Annotated in this window: 14 protein-coding genes; 12 read left to right on the top strand and 2 right to left on the bottom strand. The window is 47.9% G+C overall.

Annotated elements, in window-relative coordinates:
• Positions 1–28: 28 nt before the first annotated feature.
• From RAC89_RS00590 to RAC89_RS00540, 11 genes are all read left to right on the top strand, one after another.
• Positions 29–1,720 carry a response regulator transcription factor gene (locus tag RAC89_RS00590; protein ID WP_306611112.1) on the top strand — a complete coding sequence of 564 codons (1,692 nt, stop codon included), beginning with the start codon at positions 29–31 and terminating at the stop codon, positions 1,718–1,720.
• An 11-nt stretch (positions 1,721–1,731) separates the two neighbouring features.
• Positions 1,732–3,492 carry a sensor histidine kinase gene (locus RAC89_RS00585; RefSeq protein WP_306611111.1) on the top strand — a complete coding sequence of 587 codons (1,761 nt, stop codon included), beginning with the start codon at positions 1,732–1,734 and terminating at the stop codon, positions 3,490–3,492.
• 256 nt (positions 3,493–3,748) lie between these two features.
• The gene (locus RAC89_RS00580) at positions 3,749–5,413 is read left to right on the top strand and encodes an extracellular solute-binding protein (protein ID WP_306611110.1); all 1,665 of its coding nucleotides are present in this window, start codon (positions 3,749–3,751) and stop codon (positions 5,411–5,413) included.
• A 77-nt stretch (positions 5,414–5,490) separates the two neighbouring features.
• Positions 5,491–6,432, top strand: a complete 942-nt coding sequence (locus RAC89_RS00575; RefSeq protein ID WP_373429885.1) for an ABC transporter permease — start codon at positions 5,491–5,493, stop codon at positions 6,430–6,432.
• Positions 6,433–6,471: 39 nt separating this feature from the next.
• Positions 6,472–7,335 (top strand): carbohydrate ABC transporter permease, encoded by an 864-nt coding sequence (locus tag RAC89_RS00570; protein ID WP_373429884.1) that lies wholly within the window; start codon positions 6,472–6,474, stop codon positions 7,333–7,335.
• Positions 7,336–7,404: 69 nt separating this feature from the next.
• Entirely contained in the window at positions 7,405–8,430 is a 1,026-nt protein-coding gene (locus RAC89_RS00565; RefSeq protein WP_306611108.1) for a ComEC/Rec2 family competence protein, read from the top strand.
• Positions 8,431–8,433: 3 nt separating this feature from the next.
• Entirely contained in the window at positions 8,434–9,468 is a 1,035-nt protein-coding gene (locus RAC89_RS00560; RefSeq protein WP_306611107.1) for a hypothetical protein, read from the top strand.
• Between the two features lie 26 nt (positions 9,469–9,494).
• Positions 9,495–10,049, top strand: a complete 555-nt coding sequence (locus RAC89_RS00555) for a HupE/UreJ family protein (RefSeq protein WP_306611105.1) — start codon at positions 9,495–9,497, stop codon at positions 10,047–10,049.
• A gap of 59 nt (positions 10,050–10,108) precedes the next feature.
• On the top strand, positions 10,109–11,584 hold the full coding sequence (locus RAC89_RS00550; RefSeq protein WP_306611104.1) for an L-fucose/L-arabinose isomerase family protein: 1,476 nt from the start codon (positions 10,109–10,111) through the stop codon (positions 11,582–11,584).
• 192 nt (positions 11,585–11,776) lie between these two features.
• Positions 11,777–13,087 carry an ABC transporter substrate-binding protein gene (locus RAC89_RS00545; RefSeq protein ID WP_306616006.1) on the top strand — a complete coding sequence of 437 codons (1,311 nt, stop codon included), beginning with the start codon at positions 11,777–11,779 and terminating at the stop codon, positions 13,085–13,087.
• Between the two features lie 126 nt (positions 13,088–13,213).
• A complete protein-coding gene (locus RAC89_RS00540; RefSeq protein WP_306611103.1) occupies positions 13,214–17,212 on the top strand; it encodes an FIMAH domain-containing protein in 3,999 nt (1,332 codons plus the stop codon).
• Between the two features lie 86 nt (positions 17,213–17,298).
• On the opposite strand, the gene RAC89_RS00535 is transcribed toward RAC89_RS00540, so the two are convergent.
• Both RAC89_RS00535 and RAC89_RS00530 read right to left on the bottom strand, forming a co-directional pair.
• Entirely contained in the window at positions 17,299–17,553 is a 255-nt protein-coding gene (locus RAC89_RS00535) for a hypothetical protein (RefSeq protein ID WP_306611102.1), read from the bottom strand.
• 168 nt (positions 17,554–17,721) lie between these two features.
• Positions 17,722–18,612: an AraC family transcriptional regulator gene (locus RAC89_RS00530; protein ID WP_306611101.1), complete on the bottom strand. Its 891-nt coding sequence runs from the start codon at positions 18,610–18,612 to the stop codon at positions 17,722–17,724.
• A 352-nt stretch (positions 18,613–18,964) separates the two neighbouring features.
• Here RAC89_RS00530 and RAC89_RS00525 point away from each other — a divergent pair, with 352 nt between their 5' ends.
• On the top strand, positions 18,965–19,651 hold the full coding sequence (locus RAC89_RS00525) for a GntR family transcriptional regulator (protein WP_306611100.1): 687 nt from the start codon (positions 18,965–18,967) through the stop codon (positions 19,649–19,651).
• The last annotated feature ends 20 nt before the right edge of the window (positions 19,652–19,671 follow it).

Below are 19,671 nucleotides of genomic sequence, written 5' to 3'. Positions count from 1 at the left end.
AACGTTATTCACTGGAGGGACCGATTCTATGTACAGTCTTCTGATTGTCGACGACGAACCGAGAATTGTTAACGGACTTTATGAACAATTTTTGGATTGGAGGCAGGAAGAGCTAAGCGTTTATCGGGCATACACATCCGTGGAAGCTCTGCGTATACTGAACGCAATCAAGATCGACATCTTGCTCAGCGACATTCAAATGCCGGGTATGAACGGAATTGAGCTGCAGAAAAAAATTCACGAGGTGTGGCCTCGTTGCAAAGTAATCTTTCTTTCAGGTTACAGCGATTTCGAATACGTTCAATCCGCTATGCGTGACGGAGGTTTGGATTATATTCTTAAAGTAGAAGGCGATGAGCCCATTTTCGCCGCCGTCGGCAAAGCGATCGACCGATTGAAGGAAGAGCGAGTATCCGAGCAGCTTCTTCAGAAGGCTAAGCGGCAGCTGGAAGCTTCCAGACTGATGATGCAGAAGGATTATTTGACAAGCCTGCTTCAAGGAGATATTTCAGGCAATTCCGTGGGGCAGGACCGGTTCGACGAGCTGTACATACCGCTTTTGGCTCGCGAGAGGGTGCTTTTGGCGTTAGGCCGGGTTGATCGTTGGCCTGAAAATATGCGTCCTACGGACCGGTCGCTGTATATGTACGCCATTACCAATATTTCTTCGGAATACTTCAGCCAAGGCCAAGTGACCGCCATTGCGTTTTCGATCACCTCCTCCCATCTGGCATGGCTCATTCAGCCGGTCGGAAATGGTAACGGAGGAGTGATCTGCGAGGAAGAATGGGAGAAATGTTACTCTTTCGTCCGCGGGACGTCGTCCGATATCCAGGAGACCTGCAAAGTGATGCTGAAGCTCCCCGTTTCCATTGCCATTAGCGGTACCAGCAGCGATTGGCAGTCTGCGGCGGTACAGTATTTACGTTTGGAGCAGCTCTTTCAGCAAGGGTTCGGCCACGGTCGGGAAATGCTGCTATCCGACAGGACGCAGCAGGAGACGCATGAACTTGCTTATATACCGCAGGGACTGACCAGAGAGCATCTTGCGGTTCGCCTGAAGGCGGTTAAGCAGCTTGAGCTGTTTTTGCATAGCGGTCAGAAAGACGAATTTTTTGAGCTGTACGACGAAATCGAAGAGACGGCACGTTTACTGCAAGGCTCTTCTTCTTTACATCCCTTTCTCGTAGAAATCGAGTATGCGCTTTCCTCGCTTTTTTTATCCTATTTGAATCAAAGGGGATTATTGGATCGTATCTCAGCGAATATCGATACGAGTCCGCTGCTGCAGAGGGGCGCATTCTCTTCCTGGAGAGAAGCGGAGGCTTATTACCGGAAGCTTTCCGAGCAGTTGTTTACACAGAGAGCGGACGAACAAACGAACCGTACGCAGCAAGTGCTGACGACCTTGAATCAATACATCGAGCGGAATCTTGCAGATGATCTTTCCCTCGAGAAGCTCGCTGATCACGTATACCTTCATCCGACCTATTTGTCCAGGTTGTACAAACAAATATCCGGCGTGCGCCTTTCCGACTATATAAAAGAGGTGCGGTTGAAAAAAGCGGCGGAATTGCTGGCGAATCCGCGTCTGAAAATTCACGAAGTTGCGGTCGGCGTCGGATTCGAATCCGCTCACTATTTCACCAAGGTATTTAAGAAGGAAATGCACATGACTCCGCAAGAGTTCAGGGACCGATGTCAAAGTGAAAAAAGCTGAGGGGATCACTTATGCACTGGATGGAAAAGCTGCAAAGCATTTATCCTAAATTGCTCCTTTCGTTTGTCATAGTCATTACGCCGATTTGTTTGATTAGCTTGAAGATGAACGAATACGGCGAGAAAAATGTCAGGGAAAAAATTGAAGATTCCATTCAATCCCGCGTGTCCTTCTACAGCCGGTTGTTGGAAAACGAATTTTCGCGCATTACCGCTATGCAGGAGGAATATATCAACGACCGCATGCTGCGCAAGCTGATTTTTTCCGATCAGGTCATCAGCGATATCGAGCGCCACGAGGCCATCTACGCCATTCATAATCAGCTTGAACGCATGGTCAATACGAGTCCTTACATCCGCAGCGCCGGTGTTTATCTGCCCTCATCCAACCGATGGATTTCCGATTCCGAATCCTCCGTCATCGACGAGATACCGAAAGAACAATACTCTGCTTTAAAGTCGTTGCGAAACAAGTACAAAAACCGTTTTGTTTTATGGGATAACCGGTTGTTTATCAGCTTGGTATATTCCGGAAGAGTATTGGATCACGGACAAGAACCGATTTTTGTTGTCGGAGTAGAAATTGATCTGAGGCAAATAAAGCAGGTGCTTGACAGCTTTGCGATCGGCGGGAGCGGCGGATCAATGATTATCGATAGCGATGGTACCTGGGCCATACAGGGTGAAGTCAGCTCACTGCCGTGGTCCGAAATGAGGGACTTCATTGGCGGCCTATCTCCCGACAATCCCACACTCGTAAAGGAAGCGCGAATCCAGGGAAAGAAGTATTGGCTTTGGGCCGAGCAATCGCAAGCGTCGGGCATAACGCTGCTTTCGTACATGCCCGAATCGGAAATTGTAGGCTCATTGACGCTTTACCGGGCTTGGTACTGGGTTTTGTCCGGGGTATCTCTCTTGCTGATTGCCCTGTTTGCGTATTGGATTTTTTTGCAGACACACAAGCCGATGCGAATACTCATGCGTGCCCTCCAAAAGGTGGAAAACGGCAATTGGAAGGTTGCGATTCATCACAAACGGCAGGACGAGTTCGGTTACTTGTATATCCAATTCAACTCCATGGTCAGCAGGATCAATGAATTGATCCATGAGGTGTACGAACAGAAATATCGTGCCAATCTGTCTGAATTAAGACAGCTTCAATCGCAGATCAATCCCCATTTCCTCTACAATAGCTTTTTTATTTTATACCGGATGGCAAAAAATGAAGAAAACGAAAGCATAGCAAGATTCACGTCCTATCTAGGGCGATATTTTCAGTTTATTACCCGCACTCATAAAGCAAAGATTCGATTGGCGGAAGAAGTGGATTTTTCGCAAGCGTACGTCGAAATTCAATCCTTCCGATTCGAAGACCGGATTACAGCCCGGTTTGAACAGCTACCGGCAGCTTACGCTGATTTGGAGGTGCCGAAGCTGATTCTGCAGCCGGTTATCGAGAATGTGTACCAGCACGGGCTGCGCGATACGATTGATGGGGGGGAGTTTGAGGTTCGGTTTGAGCATCGGGACGGATGCTTAGTGATTGTGATAGAAGACAACGGGCAGGAAATGCCTACCGCCGAATATGAGGAGCTGAAGCGAAAGCTGCAGGTCACCGAATGGATCGATGCCGAAACGACAGGTCTTGTCAATGTCCACCGCAGATTAAGACTGGAATACGGGGAGCGGGGCGGCATTGTATTTAACCGGGCACCCGGAGGAGGAAATCAGGTTTTGCTACGTATCCCAATTGTCAAGGATACGGCGGCGTAAAAGCTTTTCAATTTCTTCAAACAACAAGTTGATATATTACATCGTTTGTTGAAATATTGCCCTAGAAGCTTCCTAAGCGGTCAGATACAATAAAGACATGGAAAAAAAGGAAATATTATCATATTCACACTAAACTGAGAGGGACGAGAGGGAGGGAGGGACGGCTTCGGGAATTCTCTGATCGAGGTTCATGGATCGGAGGACTTCTTTTCTTGATTAATTATCGGAATATTCAGTTATTAATGAATCTGAGAGGGTGGTTACTATAAAACAGGTAAACGCAAAATCATTTTTATTGCTCAGCGCGTCGGCGGTCCTGGCACTGACCTCGGCTTGTACAGGGGGCGGCGGAAATTCAGGGGGAACGGCAACGCCTCAAGCGACAACAGGAGCGGACAAAGGCGAACCGGTCGGTAAATACGATCCGCCGGTCACGATTACGATGGTCAGAGACCAGGAAACCAATACAACGTTTCCCGAAGGCGACTCTATGGAAAACAATGTATATACCCGTGCCTACAAGGATGAGCTTGGAATTGAGATTAAAAATGAATGGATTACGGATTCAACCCAATATTGGGAGAAGCTGAATATTGCCATCACCTCCGGTGACCTTCCCGATATATTCCGAGTAAAGCCATCCCAGCTTAAGGAGCTGGCAGAGGCAGGCATGCTAGCCGACTTAACGGAGGTTTATAAAAAGCACAGCGTGCCCTTGACAGATGAGAAATTTAAAGAAGACGGCGGAATCGGCTTGAATTCCGCAACGATTAACGGGAAATTATACGGTCTCCCTTACGTAACGGCCGCTATTGACGGTGCCACCATGCTCTGGGTTCGTAAGGATTGGTTAGACAATCTCGGGCTGCCGGAGCCTAAAACGATGGACGATATCATCAATATCGCCCGGGCGTTCAAAACGAAGGATCCGGATAAAAACGGCAAAGACGATACGCAAGGCTTCGGCTTCGTCAAAAATATTTTCGGCGGCGGCGGCGGTATGCTCGGTTTCTTCAACGGCTACCATGCCTATCCGAATATCTGGTTTAAGGATCCGAGTACGGGCAAGCTTGTTAACGGTTTGGTCAAGCCGGAAACCAAGCAGGCACTCGCAAAATTACAGGCATTGTATAAAGAAGGCTTGATCGATAAAGAATTCACTACGAAAAGCGGGATCGGGCCTGACGTTATCGCCGGAAAGGTCGGCTTGTTCTACGGGACCATGTCGAATCCGTTGAATCCGCTTCAGCAGACCTTGGACAAAGACCCGAATGCCAAATGGCACTACTATCCGATTACCTCCGTTGACAGCAAACCGGCCAAGCCGCAGATTTCGTATAATCCGCCGCATTATTATGTCGTAAGCAAAGACAGCAAGCATCCAGCCGCCCTTATCAAGCTCATGAACTTCTTCATAGAAAAAACGTTCGGTAAAACATCCGACTACAAGTACCAATACGTTGGAACGCATTCTTCACATAAATACGCATTTGTCAGAAACTTTGGAGTCACGAAAAACGTGGATAACTGGAAAACGATCAAAGAGGTGTATAAATCCGGTGATGTGAGCAAGTTAAACCCGGAGCAAAAGGGTTATTACGATCAAATGAAGCAGTATGAGGCCGGTACCGCGGCGATGTGGAAATATTCAAAAATTTTCGGCCCGGAGGGCTCCTTGTCGTTAGTGGATAAATATGTGAATGAAAAGCTGCTGCAAATCGATGAATTCTATGGATTGCCTACGGATAATATGGTTGAAAAAAGCGGTCCGATGAGCGATTTGGCTAATGAGACGTTTACCAAAATTATCCTAGGGGATTCAATCGATAACTTTGATAAATTCGTAGCGGATTGGAATAAGCTCGGCGGAGAATCGATTACAAATGAAGTCAACGAGTGGTACGCTAAAAACAAGAAATAATAGCAGAGCAAGAGATGTCCGGGGGGAGCGCACCTGAGTTCCCTCCGGTTACCCTTTTTACACTGGAGCGATGAAGCATGAGACTTGCAACGAAAAAGAACCGGATTCCATCGCGGCCGACATCGGCAAAATTCATGCAAGCGCAATGGCCCTTATATTTGATGCTGATTCCCGGCATCCTAGTTCTCATCATCTATCAATACTTGCCTATGTTCGGTTTTGTGATGGCCTTTCAAAATTTCAAGCCTGTTCTCGGTTTTTTTAGATCGGAATGGGTTGGCTTCGATAATTTCATCTATATCATGAAGCTCCCCAACATTTATCAGGTCATATGGAATACACTGTATATCTCTGTTATGAAGGTGATTGCGGGGCAAGTTTTTCCAATTCTTATCGCGCTTCTTTTGAATGAAGTTAGAATCGGCTTCGTCAAACGAAGCATACAAACACTTGTATATTTGCCGCACTTTTTATCATGGATCATTCTGGGCGGGATTCTGATCGACATCCTGTCTCCTTCGAAGGGGATTGTCAACCAAATTCTCAAATCGCTCGGATTGGAGCCGATTTTCTTTCTGGGCAATGCGGAAATTTTCCCTTATGTCTTAGTAGTGACCGATCTCTGGAAGGATTTTGGCTTTAGTACCATTGTTTATTTGGCAGCGCTTACCAGCATCAATCCGAATCTCTACGAAGCGGCGGTTGTCGACGGTGCGTCCCGCTTGCGGCAGACCTGGCATATTACGCTGCCCGGCATGCGACCGGTCATCGTCCTTGTCGCCACATTAAGCTTGGGTCACATTCTCAGTGCGGGATTCGATCAAGTATTTAATTTATACAATCAATCCGTATATGAAACCGGGGATATTATCGATACCCTCGTATACCGGATGGGGATTGTTCAGGCGAAGTATTCTTTGGCTACTGCCATCGGGTTATTCAAATCGGTTATCGGTTTCATCCTTATCGCCGTATCCTATGTATTGGCCTACCGTTTCGCTAACTACAGAATTTTTTAAAGGGGAGAGATCCGCTTGGTCAACGACTCCTCATTCTCGATGAGAGTATTTAGTATTTGCAATTATTCGTTTCTGATCGTCTTGTCCCTGCTATGCATATTCCCGCTTATTCATGTATTAGCGATGTCGCTCAGCTCGAGTATTGAAGTGGAAGCCGGACTTGTGGGACTATGGCCGGTAAACTTTACGACGGATGCCTACGCATTTGTGCTTAGCAAACCGGAATTTTTGAAATCCATCGGTGTTACATTACAGCGGCTGATATTCGGGGTAGCTCTTAATTTGCTGCTGACCATCCTACTGGCCTATCCACTTTCCAAAGAGGTCAAGGCATTCCCGATGCGCACCTTCTTTGCGTGGTTTGTCGTATTTACGATGCTGTTTAACGGCGGGTTAATACCGAATTATATGATCGTCAAGGAAACGAATCTGTTAAATAGTATATGGGCGCTTGTGATACCGGGGGCCGTTCCGGTTTTCCATGTCGTCTTGCTGCTAAATTTCTTTCGCGGAATACCTAAAGAGCTGGAAGAAGCTTCACATATGGATGGGGCGGGGCATTGGGTCACGCTGTTTCAAATCTACTTACCGCTATCCCTGCCTGCGTTGGCGACGATCGGCCTTTTCGCGACAGTCGGCCATTGGAACGCATGGTTCGACGGGATGATCTATATGAATACGCCGGCAAATTATCCGCTGCAAACGTATTTACGCACCATCATTATCGAGCAGGATTTGACAGTTCTCGGCTCTGACGACGCCATCAGACAATTGGAGAACGTAAATCCGAGGACGACCAGAGCAGCGCAAATTTTCCTCGGAGCTCTTCCGATCCTGTTGGTTTATCCGTTCCTGCAAAGATACTTCATGAAGGGGATCGTGCTGGGAAGTGTCAAGGAATAAGTACTCACTTTGAAAGTAGGAAATGTCATATGAAAATTCATGCGGTCGCTCCAAAGGGAGGAAGAGGACATGTCTTCCTTTAACTGGAGACGGATGCTTAAGCTTCTTAGTGTGATCCTTGTTGGCGGGCTGCTTGCGCTGGCTGCTTATGTGAAGGTTGAACCGGAGCAGACGGCGATATTACAGGAGGCAGCCTCTGTCAAACCAACCGGGGAAGGGGGCGGGGAAAAAGCCGTTCTGCGTACGGAAGAGGTTCTCGATAAAAGCAGAACAAAGGGGACCTTTTCTGTGAGATATTTTGATTTGCCCTCTGACGTGAAGTCGGGAGACGCGATCCTGATTGAAACGCCCGACGGGAAAACGATGATGATCGATTCCGGGATACAGGAAGCCAGCCCTAAATTGATGGAATATATCAAAAAATTGGGGATCGATTCGATTGATGCGGCAGTAAATACACATCCCCATGCGGACCATATCGGAGGTTATTCCTCTATTTTGAGGAATGTAACGGCAAAAATATTTTATATGATTAACCTACCTCACGTAAGCTCGTCCCAGTACGTCAATGTAACGTCCATACTTGCTGAGAAAAAAATAAAGACGGAGCTGCTGGAGGAGGGATCGTCTTTCTCCTTGGGAAATGAGGTGAAGGTGGAAGTATTCAGCCCGACCAAAGGCGTTCTTCCCGGTGCGGTGAAAACCTTCGATGCGAACGAAATCAATCAATATTCGATGGTGCTCAAGGTGACCTACAAGGATACCTCGTTCCTATTTCCAGGTGATATTTACCAGGCGACAGAGTTCACGCTTTCCGAAAAGTATCTGAAAGAATTGGATGCGGACTTTGTGCACGCCCCTCACCACGGTGCCGCGACCTCCTCGTCCATCACCTTCATCAATGCGGTTTCACCAAAGGTCGCGGTCATGAGCGCGAACATTTTTCAAAGCCGGGATGTCATGAAGCGATACGAAAGCTTAGGGTCAAAGGTTTACGCAACAGGCCTGCATGGAAATATTCTCATTACTTCCGACGGTAAAGATTTGAAGGTGATAACCGAGAAGGATTGGGAATGGAAGGTGAAGGCGAAGTGACCTATGAAGATGCGAACCCTTGCGCTGTTCACTGCCGTACTGTTTATCTCCATGCTGCCAATGGCTCAGAAAGCATGGGCTCATAATCTAAATAGCGGTTATTCATACGTCCACATCGGCGAAAGAGAAGTGGATTATGAACTGATATTGCCGCATCCGGTCCTTAGCGCCTATGATCTGGACCGGAATGGGACCATTTCGGATCAGGAGCTTTCTGCAAAACGCGATGAGCTCGAGAATTATATGAAGGAGCATCTGCAGCTGTATTCGGGTCTCTCGAAGCTTCGATTCAGTATGGAAGATGCGGTTGCAACCATTCAGGAAAAAAAGGAAGATCCTGTCGTGCGCTTTCATTTCCGCTTCTTCTCGGATATTCCCATTACGGAGCTCATGATCCGGTATCGTATCGTCATTGACGATGCCGATCCGTATCATCAGAACTATATCCAAATGTTCAAGGAAGGAAGCTTGATCGGTCATCAAGTAGTTGATAAGGATACTGATACGTATCGCTTTGCACCGGGCAGCCAGCCGACTGTTCACACTTCACTGATCGTATACAGCGTGATCCTCGGGGCGCAATTTATGTTAAAACCCGGAATGCTGTGGCTGCTGGTTCTGAGCTTGTGCCTGACGGAGCGCCGGTTTCGGCAAGCAACCGAAAAATTGATGTTCTTCACGCTTTCACATGCGGCCGGGGCTGCAGTATTTCATGAAAAACTGATGTTCGTTCCAGAAGTTTCGGTTTATTTTCTTTGCTCGGTGTTTGTATTTGCCGGCGTGTTTGGGTGGTTAAAAGATAAGGCGTTCGGCTGGATACTGCCGCTATTGCTCGCGGTCGGGGTTATTCACGGGGCCGTTATGTCCCCTTCGGGCGTCGGCTTGGGGATTGTCCCGGGCTTTCGGACGATCGGCGTCCTACTCTTCCACATGGGAATCGGATTAGCGATGGCCGGATCGTTATATCTGCTGCAAACGGCTATTGTACCCGTTAATCGGCCGCAAACTCATGAAGGGCTAAGACCGTTTCGGCCGTAATTTTGTTTTGTCAGGGGAGTGCTATCGTGGATGTGTTGTCGCTTATCTTGTATTACTTAGATCTCGGACTGGAGCATATTATTACGGGTTACGATCATCTTCTCTTTTTACTTGCTCTGATTATTGTCTCCAAAAAGTTTGCCGAAGTATTAAAAATTGTTACCGCCTTCACCGTAGCCCATAGCATAACACTCACTCTGGCCGCCATAGGCTGGATACCCGCGAATCCGAATTGGATTGAGGCTGGAATCGCGCTCACCATCTGTTATGTCGCGATTGAGAACTTTTTTGTCACTCCACCAGGATGGCGCTGGATGATAACGTTTCTCTTCGGCTTGATTCATGGTATCGGCTTTGCGACGGCTATCTCCGATATCGGTTTTGACCAGAAATATTTCATCACTTCCCTGGTCTCGTTTAATGTCGGCATAGAGCTGGGGCAGCTTGCATGCGTTGCGTTGGTACTTCCGATCTTAATCATGCTGCAGAAGAAGGAACGTTATTACACGTTCGTTTTTCGCGGAGCCTCGGCTAGCATTTTCGTGATTGCAGCTTTGTGGTTTGTCGATAGGTTGTCTTGATTTTTGGTGATAAGGAAATGAGGAGGATGCTGCATATGATTGGCAATCCCATAAAGCCCGTGAAGAAAGCGCGGATCGGATTATATTCGGTAGGACTACGTGCGTACTGGGACCAATTCCCCGGTCTTCGCGAACGGTTGATCGAATATGGCGCCTTCATCGAGCGACAAGTTTCGGCTTGGGCCGAAGTATACAACTACGGTCTTGTAGATACCGAAGGTGAAGGCCGGAAGGCAGGGGAGTGGTTTAACGAGCGGAATGTCGACCTGGTTTTGTGTCATGCTGCGACGTACTCCACAAGCTCGACCGTGCTGCCGCTTCATCAGATCAACAAAGCGCCGGTCGTTTTTTTGAATCTGCAGCCGACGGAACGTATCAATTATAATCATACGACTACCGGTGAGTGGCTTGCGCATTGCGGCGCCTGTCCTGTTCCCGAATTTGCAAACTCCTTTAACCGAGCCGGTATTCCGTTCCGAGTTGTTAACGGTCTATTGGGCTTGGACTATACGCCTGCGGTTTCGTTAACCAACGAAACGACCTGCGAGCGAAAAGAGGCGATCCGTGCATGGAGGGAAATTGAAGAATGGGTACGGGCCGCATCGGTTCCCCGGACGCTTCAGCATAGCCGCTTTGGATTCCTAGGCAACACATATAGCGGGATGCTGGACATGTACAGCGATTTTACCATGATTCAAGCACAGACGGGGCTGCATGTCGAGGTTCTGGAAATGTGCGATCTGAATCGGCTGCTGCAAGAAGTGACACCATCGGAAGTCGCGGCTAAATTGGATGAAGTTCATCGCATGTTTGAAATCAGCGGCGATTCCCCCAGCGATCCGATTGCTAAGAAGCCGACGGAAGAGCAGATGGAGTGGTCGTGCAGAGTGGCCGCGGCGCAGGAGAAGCTTGTCCGGGAGTTCAATCTTGACGCGTTGAGCTACTACTATCATGGAGCGCCGGGCGGGGAATACGAGAAATTGCAGGGCGGATTTATTGTCGGACATTCTCTGCTGACCGCCCGAGGCATCCCGTGCTCCGGCGAGGGAGACCTTAAGACCGCAGTGGCGATGAAAATATGCGATATTGTTGGGACAGGAGGGAGCTTCTCGGAGATTGTCGTCGTAGATTATGTGGACGAGACGATATTACTCGGGCATGACGGTCCGTTCCATATCGCTATTTCCGATGGAAAGCCGCTCCTCCGTGGAATGGGTCTTTATCATGGGAAGCAGGGAACGGGTGTTTCCGTCGAGGCCAAGGTGAAGTCGGGGCCGGTGACTACGCTGAATGTTACGCAGACGGGAGACGGCAAGCTCAAGCTGATCATTAGCGAAGGCGAGTCAACGATCGGACCTATCATGCGAATCGGCAATACGCAGACGCCGGTCAAATTCCGCAAGCATCCGGACGAATTTATGGAGCAATGGTTTATGGAAGCACCCACCCACCACTGCGCAATGTCAATCGGTCACAACGCGTCGCTGTTCCGGAAGGTTGGAGAATTGATGGGGATAAAGAGCGTTACTCTTTAGGGGTTTTAACGTGAAACAAAGTGTATTCTCTATGAATGAATATTGTATGTTCAGCCTCGAATCCCCTTACTATAATAAAGCTGAACTGGAGTCGTGTCGCCGAGCCTCCCTCGGCGCTCAGGGATCTGGATAAGGATGGGATCAGCTTTTCTTGAAGTAAACAATTTATTGGGAGGTTACATATTGAAAAAAATGAAAGCAGTTCCAGCCCTATTGGGTATTTCTCTATTCATGGGAGTAACGCTGATCGGATGCGGAAATGAAGATTCCGTCAGCACTCCCACAGCGAGCCCGGATACGTATAATAACGAGCCTGCATTATTAACCATCTATTCACATAACGCCGGGGTCATAAACGAAGCAGAGCTTGACGCACTTGTAACGAAGCCTGTCCAAGCCAAGTATCCGAATATTACAACGAAGCTGGTATCAGGATCGGGCGTAACCTTTGACAAGCTGATAGCAGCGGGTGAAATTCCCGATATTATCTTAACCAGCAATTACTATTTACTCGACCTGCTTCAACTGGACCTAGGTTCGGACTTAACGGACTTTGTCAAGCAGGATAATGTGGACTTCAATAAATTCGAACCGGAAACAATCAATGTAATAAAAAGCTTCGGCACTAAGGGTGAAATTTATGGAATTCCCTATGCTATGAACTATGGCGTTCTGCTGTACAATAAAGATATTTTTGACAAATTTTCGGTTCCTTACCCTACAGACGGCATGACCTGGAGTCAAGTTATGGAGCTGGCCCGCAAAGTTACCCGAATAGATCAAGGGACACAATACATCGGTATCGATCTGCAGAATCCGACGTTATTAACGCGAGCTTACGGCCTTGGAGTCGTTGACGAAAAGCAGGAAAAATCCGTTATTCATACTGACGCTTATAAACGGGTATTCGGGATTTATGAGCAAAATTATCAGATCCCGGGCACTGTCGAACCGATGAAGAAATACACTTATGGGATCGACTATTTCCTGAAAGATCAAAAGACGGCGATGTTCCCGTACTGGCATTCTGCTATTACCGCCCGCCTTCCCCAATTAAAAGAAACCGGCAAAAACTTTAACTGGGATCTTGTATCGTTCCCTTCTTTCGACGAAAAACCCGGGTACGGCAGGGAAATTGATTTCCATCTGGCCATGGTGACCCCAAACAGTAAAAATAAAAAGGCTGCTTATGCTGTCTTAAAAACGTTGATTAGCGATGAGGCGCAAAAGGCAATGAACAAAGGTACTCGCATTACCGTGCTCAAGGACCCGTCCTTAAAGAAAGAGGTATCCGTAGATACGAAGCTGTATGATGGCAAAAACCTGCAAAACATATTCTCCGTTAAGCCGGCTCCGCTGCCAAAAGCAACAAAATATGACGTTAAGCTTTATCCATTTTTGAACGAAGCGGCAAAAACGATGGCCTTTGAGAAACAGGATATGAATACGGTGCTTAGAGTTGCAGAAGAAAAGGCCAACCAATATATTCAACAGAACAAATAACGTATTTGGAATGAATCAGCGGGGACGAACTTAACCGCTTTATCACACACAAGTGAATGGAGGGAACATATGTTTTGTGGCCAAAGATGGCATCGATGCCGTACCGTTTTTTTCACCCTTTCTCTTTTGTTAGCCTCGATCGCTCCGGCAGGCGGCATTTCCGTTTCTGCAGATGATCGAATCATTGCCGCCGGTACAGACGCAGGACTTAGTCCGCCACCTGTATTGATTACGGAAATACTACCTGATTCTGTAGACATCCAGGGAAGCAGCGGCTCTGACGATGCTTATGAATACATAGAAATCTACAATAATTCGAACCGTCCCATGGATCTGAAGGATTATAAAATCATTTACCGATATCCGAACGGTAATGAAAGCGATGCGATTTGGAACCATGAACCGGAAAGCGTCATCCTGGAGCCGGGGAAAACGCTTTTATTTTGGCTGAAAAATGCAAATAATGCAAACGTCACGATAGATGACTTCAATGCGCATTATGGAAGCAATCTGGTGCTGAACCGGGATGTCGTGCGAATAAGCGCAGGCATGCATAGCGGTCGAACCCGTTGGATTGTAGTAGCAACGAATACGGGTCATGAAATCGTCAGTGCAGCCTATAACCTCGGGGTGGACGATACCCAGAGCGATTTGGGTGTGGTGTATCGATATCCGGAGGATGGCACGAACCAAATGGTAAAAATCAGCTCCAGAACCGTTCGGGCGACACCGGGGACGGTCGATTCCGGACAGGTGCCGGCCTCCTTGCAAGAGCTGCCTGAGGATACGACACCTCCCTTGTTGATCAATCAAACCGGATCGGAGGCAGAGCCTGCTTCCCCCGTTGAGTTCGCTGTAAAAGCGGAGGACAGCTCCTTGCTCAAAACCGTCAGCCTTCACTACAAAACGGACCGGCAGAACGCATTTACGAAGGTTCAGCTGAAGGGACAGGGTTTGGGATCCGTTTATCGGCATACCCTTGACGGCTTGCAGATCTTGGGCAGTAAATCGATTGAATATTACTTTACGGCTTCAGACGGATTTAACGAAACGACCAGTGAACAATTTACGACAAATATTGAGAACAGTTCTGTCAGCCCCAGAGTCAATCTGAAGGAAAATCGGTACATAACAGGAATGGAGTGGGTGAAAGGTACGGATAGCCGCTCCGAGCCGGATTCCCTGAGGATTACGATTGACGGCAATGAGATGGCTCCCGTGCGAAGAGGTTTGGAGCATAAAGCCTACTTTGCCTTCGATGCCAACGGAGCAGACAAAAATTATAAGAATGTGGTGAAACACAATGATACCGTCGTTCATCAATTTGATTACGGTGTTAGCGGTTATAAAACAGTAATGGTTCCCGTGGATGGAATCATCGAAGGTGCGAATCGGATATCCCTCGTTGCCGGTTCCTTTACAGCGCCGTATGACGGCACCTCTAAGGAGAATTTGGACGATTTCGATGTGCGTAACGTGAGGCTGCTGCTGGCTGACGGTACGATGCTGAGAGATCCGAAATACAGCAATCCATCTACGGTTCTGGACATGGGGGATAATGGAAGATTTCTTCCGGTCGTGGATTTCACCTTCACCATCTCCAAAGAACAGGCCCGCTCTGCTGTATACAAGTGGGATACAACTTCATTTTCCGACGGACCGCACCGTGTAACCGTAACGGCGTCGGATGGATTAACGGCGGAAGCTGCCGTTTGGGTCGATAACCACGGGCCAATCATCCAGACCTCGTTAATAGAAGGTAAATCGTACAAGGGCTCGATCGTAATTAACGGAACCATAACCGATGAGGTTTCCGGGGTTCGCAGCTCAGAGATTACTTTAGACGGACAAAAGATCTCATTGCCGTATCAGACGTCATCCGCCGAGCTGACGCCAGGCTCTCATACCTTAACCATAACGGCGCACGATCAACAGGGGAATAGGAGTGAAAAAACGGTACGTTTCTCGAGTGTGGAGGAGCATCCTTACCTTCCTGAGGCAGTATCTCCAGCGAACGGAGCCGAAGATATCAGATTAAACGCTGCCTTGCAAGTGAAGGTTAAGGACCCTACGGAAGACCCGCTTCAGGTGTCATTCTTCCGAGGGTACCGATATGGAGCGGATGTACAGGAGAATGTAACTGTCTTCTCCGGGGCATCGGATACGGAGCCACCCGTAGGATTATATATTCCCGGTGAGCGCCGGTTAACTGAAGAAGAGCTGACGTCGGTTAAGTCAGCTGACGGGTCCTTTCTGACTAACGATTCGACAATGAAGTTTCCATACCTTAGGTATGAAGTGAAACTGGAAGGACATTACTCGCAGGAGGATAAGGTCCAGCTTGCTTGGGAAGGTCGTTCCCTGCCCGGACGCAAAGTTACTTTATATGCTTGGAATTATTCCAAAAGCCGTTGGATTGCCCTCGACTCACGCACATCGATCTCAGAAGAAAGCTTCGTGCTTATGGGCACGGTAACGGCGCAGGAGTATGTTAAGGATCGTACGGCGCAATTTATCGTTCAGGATCAGCTGGATAACGGCGGTTCCGAAAAATACTCATTTGTCTGGCTTCCGGATACTCAATTTTATTCACAAACCTTTTCCCACATCTTCGATTCTCAAGTAAATTGGATCCGTGATCATGCCGAAGAAAACCAAGTGAAATACGTTTTTCATACCGGCGACCTCGTTGAGAATTATCACCAGGATTATCAATGGGCAAATGCAGACCGAACCATGAAGGTGCTCGAAGACGCAGGCATTCCGTATGGAGTTATTGCCGGAAACCATGATGTTTCTCCTACGAATGACTATACCATGTATTCCAAATATTTCGGAGCAAGCCGGTTCGAGGACAAACCGTTTTACGGGGAGTCATATAAAGATAATCGAGGCCATTATGATTTGATTTCAGCGGGCGGCGTTGATTATATCATGGCATATATGGGCTGGGGAATCGGTTCTGAGGAAATCGAGTGGCTGAATAAGGTGCTGTCGGAGCATTCGGACCGCAAGGCGATTCTGGGCTTTCACGACTACGTACTTGCAAACGGACAAATTTCCGCAACGGGGCAAATGCTGTTTGATCAAGTGGTGAAGCGGAATCCTAACGTATTTATGGTGATCAGCGGACACTATACCGGTTCTGCGCTTAATACCGTGAAGGTGGATGACAATGGCGACGGTACACCCGAACGGACGGTTTACCAGATTCTTTCCGACTATCAAGAGCTTGGCGAGGGCGGGGACGGCTATATGAAGCTGTTTACGTTTGATCCCGGCACCGGTACCGTCGAAGTAAAGACATATTCGCCGTATAAGGACGATTACAATTATTACGATCCGGTTCAATATCCGAACAAGGATGAATTCAACTTGAGCGTTGATCTGACACCGCAGGTCAAAAGGGTGGCCACCGATTCCATCGAAGTCAAAGTGTATTCTAAGGAGCTAATCGGCAGCCCACAGAGCGTAAGCAGCGGTCAAACGGCGGAAGTACGCTGGAATGACCTGGATCCAAAGCAAATTTACTTCTGGTATGCGGCGGCCCAGGATGCATACGGCGGGCACAGTATCTCCGATTTGTGGTCCTTCACCACCGCTAACATGCTTCCCGCTCCGCAGAATTTGAGAGCTGCCGAGGTAACGGATACGAGTATTACTCTAGCTTGGGATCCGATCCGTATCGGAGGGACTCGCTCCGTCACCTACGATGTTTACATGAACGGTATGCCCAATGCAACGGTAGCCGGAGCCGTCTACAAGATGACGAATTTGGTGCCTGATACCGAATACACCTTTTTCATTGTTGCCAATGACCGGACGGGAGCTTATTCGGAGCCAAGTCCAGCCATGACCGTTCAAACCAAAGTCAACTTATCGGTCATTCAGTTCTGGACGAATCGTTTCATCGCGTCCGGCGAACTTCGCGGTCCATTGGCCGCGCAGCTCAGTAACCAGCTGGAGCAAGCTGAGCACCAGCAGATCAAAGGCGATTTGGATAAGGCTCGAAAGCATATGGAGGATTTCCTCCGACATTTGAACAACCAAGCCATGGGCGAGCATATTACTCCTACTGCCATAAGCACACTTAACAGTAAGGTAAATGCTTTGTTAAAACAATAATAACAGAGGACCGCTTCATCCTGACGGCGTGCAGGGGAGAAGCGGTCCTCTTCTGTGACGATGACGAACAGACGTTCCGATTCCGTTTAACGTGTCTTAAAGACAATGATCCCAACGTTAATCAAACTGCTTACTATGTAAGCTAAAGCGTACATAATCCACACCATAACTAAATTTAATGCATCGGTGAATATGAAAAGCGATACTAAGGATGCGGCTGCAAACACAATAACTCCCAATCCAAGCGATTGCAGTATTAAAGCGGATCGTTTTGGGATTTTCTTAACTTTAAATAATACAAAACCTATGGATATGATTAATGCCAGCACCAGCATACCCATATTTAGGAATCCTTCTAAATCGATTTGTAACACCCCCCCTTCGTTTGATTTTATCTATTTCAACAAGCTTTGTATAGATGGGAGAGTTGTGAATGTTTCGACCCGGATGTATAGACCCCATTAAAGTGTACAGCGGTGGAAAAGGGGCCATGTACGCTTAGCCGGTCGTTAACGCTCTGCGCTGCTTCTGTACCCGCTTGGGGTCATAGCGGTCCAGCGCTTAAATTGGCGGCTGAAGTGGGCGCTTGTTTTATATCCAAGCATCATGGCTATATGATCTATAGGCAGGTCCGTCTGAAGCAATAGGCGCTGAGCTTCGCCTAATAAAATTTCCGACATATATTGGCGGGGAGCTTTCCGGTAAACGTGTTGAAATATCCGATTCACCTGGGACGGACTCAATTTTAAGGATTCGGCTATATCTTGGACGAAGGTTCTTTCACTGTCTTCCATTTGGCCATGAAGCAGGTTGCTGCGGATCGAATCCTCAATATATTGGGCGATGCGGCCGGCCATTAACTCCTTTTTTGTAAGCACGACGCTGTTGGTTTGGGACAGCTGCTCCACCAACGTTCTCAGAAGCTCAAACACGGCTGCGTACACCTTCATGCTTTTTGCGGCGGAAAGGGAAAGACTTCTGTTTCCGGTTGCAAGATTGAATAAGTCCGCAAGGACGGGGGCCAATTCCTTGACGAGGGGAGAGGAAGCTTCGTAGCAAACGGCTTGATGACGCTCCAGCTCCTTGGAGAAAGCGGGATCGGCTACGCTGAAATGAACGCAAAAATAAGTGAAGCCATTTGAGCCTGCCGACTTGCACGAATGGGTGATTCCCGGACGTATGAAAAGCAGGTCTCCCTTTTTTTGATCGTAAATCTGGCCTTCGACGACCATCTGCATGTCTCCTTCGATCATCCAATGAAGCTCGTACATAGGGTGTTCATGGGATGGATAGGTCCACCGGGAACCCACCTCGCGAACATGCAGTCCCATCAGATGAAGAGACATTCGAACGTCGGGAAGCCTGCCCAGTTCAACCGAATCGGCGATCATTTCAGACATAGTATACGTCCCCCTTGTTCATCCATTCTATTCCTATATTCATTATACAGCGCTTTCATGTGGAAGGAAATGCAAGAAATGGGTAAATGTTTTTCACGATTAGCGCATCGTCAACACCGTTGTAGTGGTGGTATGTTAGTATTATCAACAGCCAAAGGCAGCACAAAATGAATCCTCAAAGTAGGGTGGCTGGAATGAATGAATCCATGCAAAGAGGAAGGCGGGTTAAGCAAACTAAAGCTATCCGATTCACTCCCCTCAAGCCGGTACAGTAGGGTAACTTATCTTCCCGATTTTTTTGTAAGCGCTTGTAGGATGAATGCGGCTCGTTTTCCGATGGCGGGAGGGTCTTATGAGTATTCAGATTAACGCTTTAAGAGACAAAAGAGGACTCATTCGGGATTTCGTTTACGATACCTTGAAAAAAAACATTATGGAGCTAAGACTCGATCCGGGGCGGTTTATCTCGGAGAAAGAACTGGTCGAAATGCTCCAAGTAAGCAGGACGCCGATTCGAGAAGCGTTGGTTAAACTCACTCAGGAGGAATTGATCGCGACCACCCCTCAGAAGGGCTCCATCATATCGCTTATCGATTTGCAGCATGCGGAAGAATCACGGTTTGTCAGAAAAACATTGGAGTCCGCCGTTGTTCGGGAAGCATGTGAGCTGCTCGGCAAGGAACAGGTGCTTCACCTGCAGAATCTTGTTTCGCTGCAGGAATTGTGCGAGTCCGAAAAGAATTACGTGCGGCTGTTTGAGCTCGATGAAGAGTTTCACAAGTCGATTATGATCGGCTGCGGCCGGGCCCGTACGTGGAGACTAATTCAGCAAATGGCAACGCATGACAACCGCATCCGTTTTTTACGGCTTGCTTCCGATTCCGATTGGCAAATCATCCTTGCCCAGCATCATGGAATTGTTCGCGCCATCAAGGAGAAGGATCCCGACCAAGCGGAAAAAATGCTAAAGGATCATTTGGAACTGGTAATGATTGAAAAGGAAAATTTAACACAGAAGTATGCCAAATTTTTTAAATAAATCTAAGGAAGTGAAAGACG

Source organism: Paenibacillus sp. GD4, from assembly GCF_030846225.1.
Classification (GTDB): Bacteria; Bacillota; Bacilli; order Paenibacillales; family NBRC-103111; genus Paenibacillus_G; species Paenibacillus_G silviterrae.
This window is presented reverse-complemented; position numbering and strand designations above follow the sequence as displayed.

Bases quoted from the DNA above. Each gene is read 5' to 3' on its own strand.
- RAC89_RS00590 (WP_306611112.1), top strand. From the start codon at position 29: ATGTACAGTCTTCTGATTGTCGACGACGAACCGAGAATTGTTAACGGA.
- RAC89_RS00585 (WP_306611111.1), top strand. From the start codon at position 1,732: ATGCACTGGATGGAAAAGCTGCAAAGCATTTATCCTAAATTGCTCCTT.
- RAC89_RS00575 (WP_373429885.1), top strand. From the start codon at position 5,491: ATGAGACTTGCAACGAAAAAGAACCGGATTCCATCGCGGCCGACATCG.
- RAC89_RS00570 (WP_373429884.1), top strand. From the start codon at position 6,472: ATGAGAGTATTTAGTATTTGCAATTATTCGTTTCTGATCGTCTTGTCC.
- RAC89_RS00565 (WP_306611108.1), top strand. From the start codon at position 7,405: ATGTCTTCCTTTAACTGGAGACGGATGCTTAAGCTTCTTAGTGTGATC.
- RAC89_RS00560 (WP_306611107.1), top strand. From the start codon at position 8,434: ATGAAGATGCGAACCCTTGCGCTGTTCACTGCCGTACTGTTTATCTCC.
- RAC89_RS00545 (WP_306616006.1), top strand. From the start codon at position 11,777: ATGAAAGCAGTTCCAGCCCTATTGGGTATTTCTCTATTCATGGGAGTA.
- RAC89_RS00535 (WP_306611102.1), bottom strand. From the start codon at position 17,553: ATGGGTATGCTGGTGCTGGCATTAATCATATCCATAGGTTTTGTATTA.
- RAC89_RS00530 (WP_306611101.1), bottom strand. From the start codon at position 18,612: ATGTCTGAAATGATCGCCGATTCGGTTGAACTGGGCAGGCTTCCCGAC.
- RAC89_RS00525 (WP_306611100.1), top strand. From the start codon at position 18,965: ATGAGTATTCAGATTAACGCTTTAAGAGACAAAAGAGGACTCATTCGG.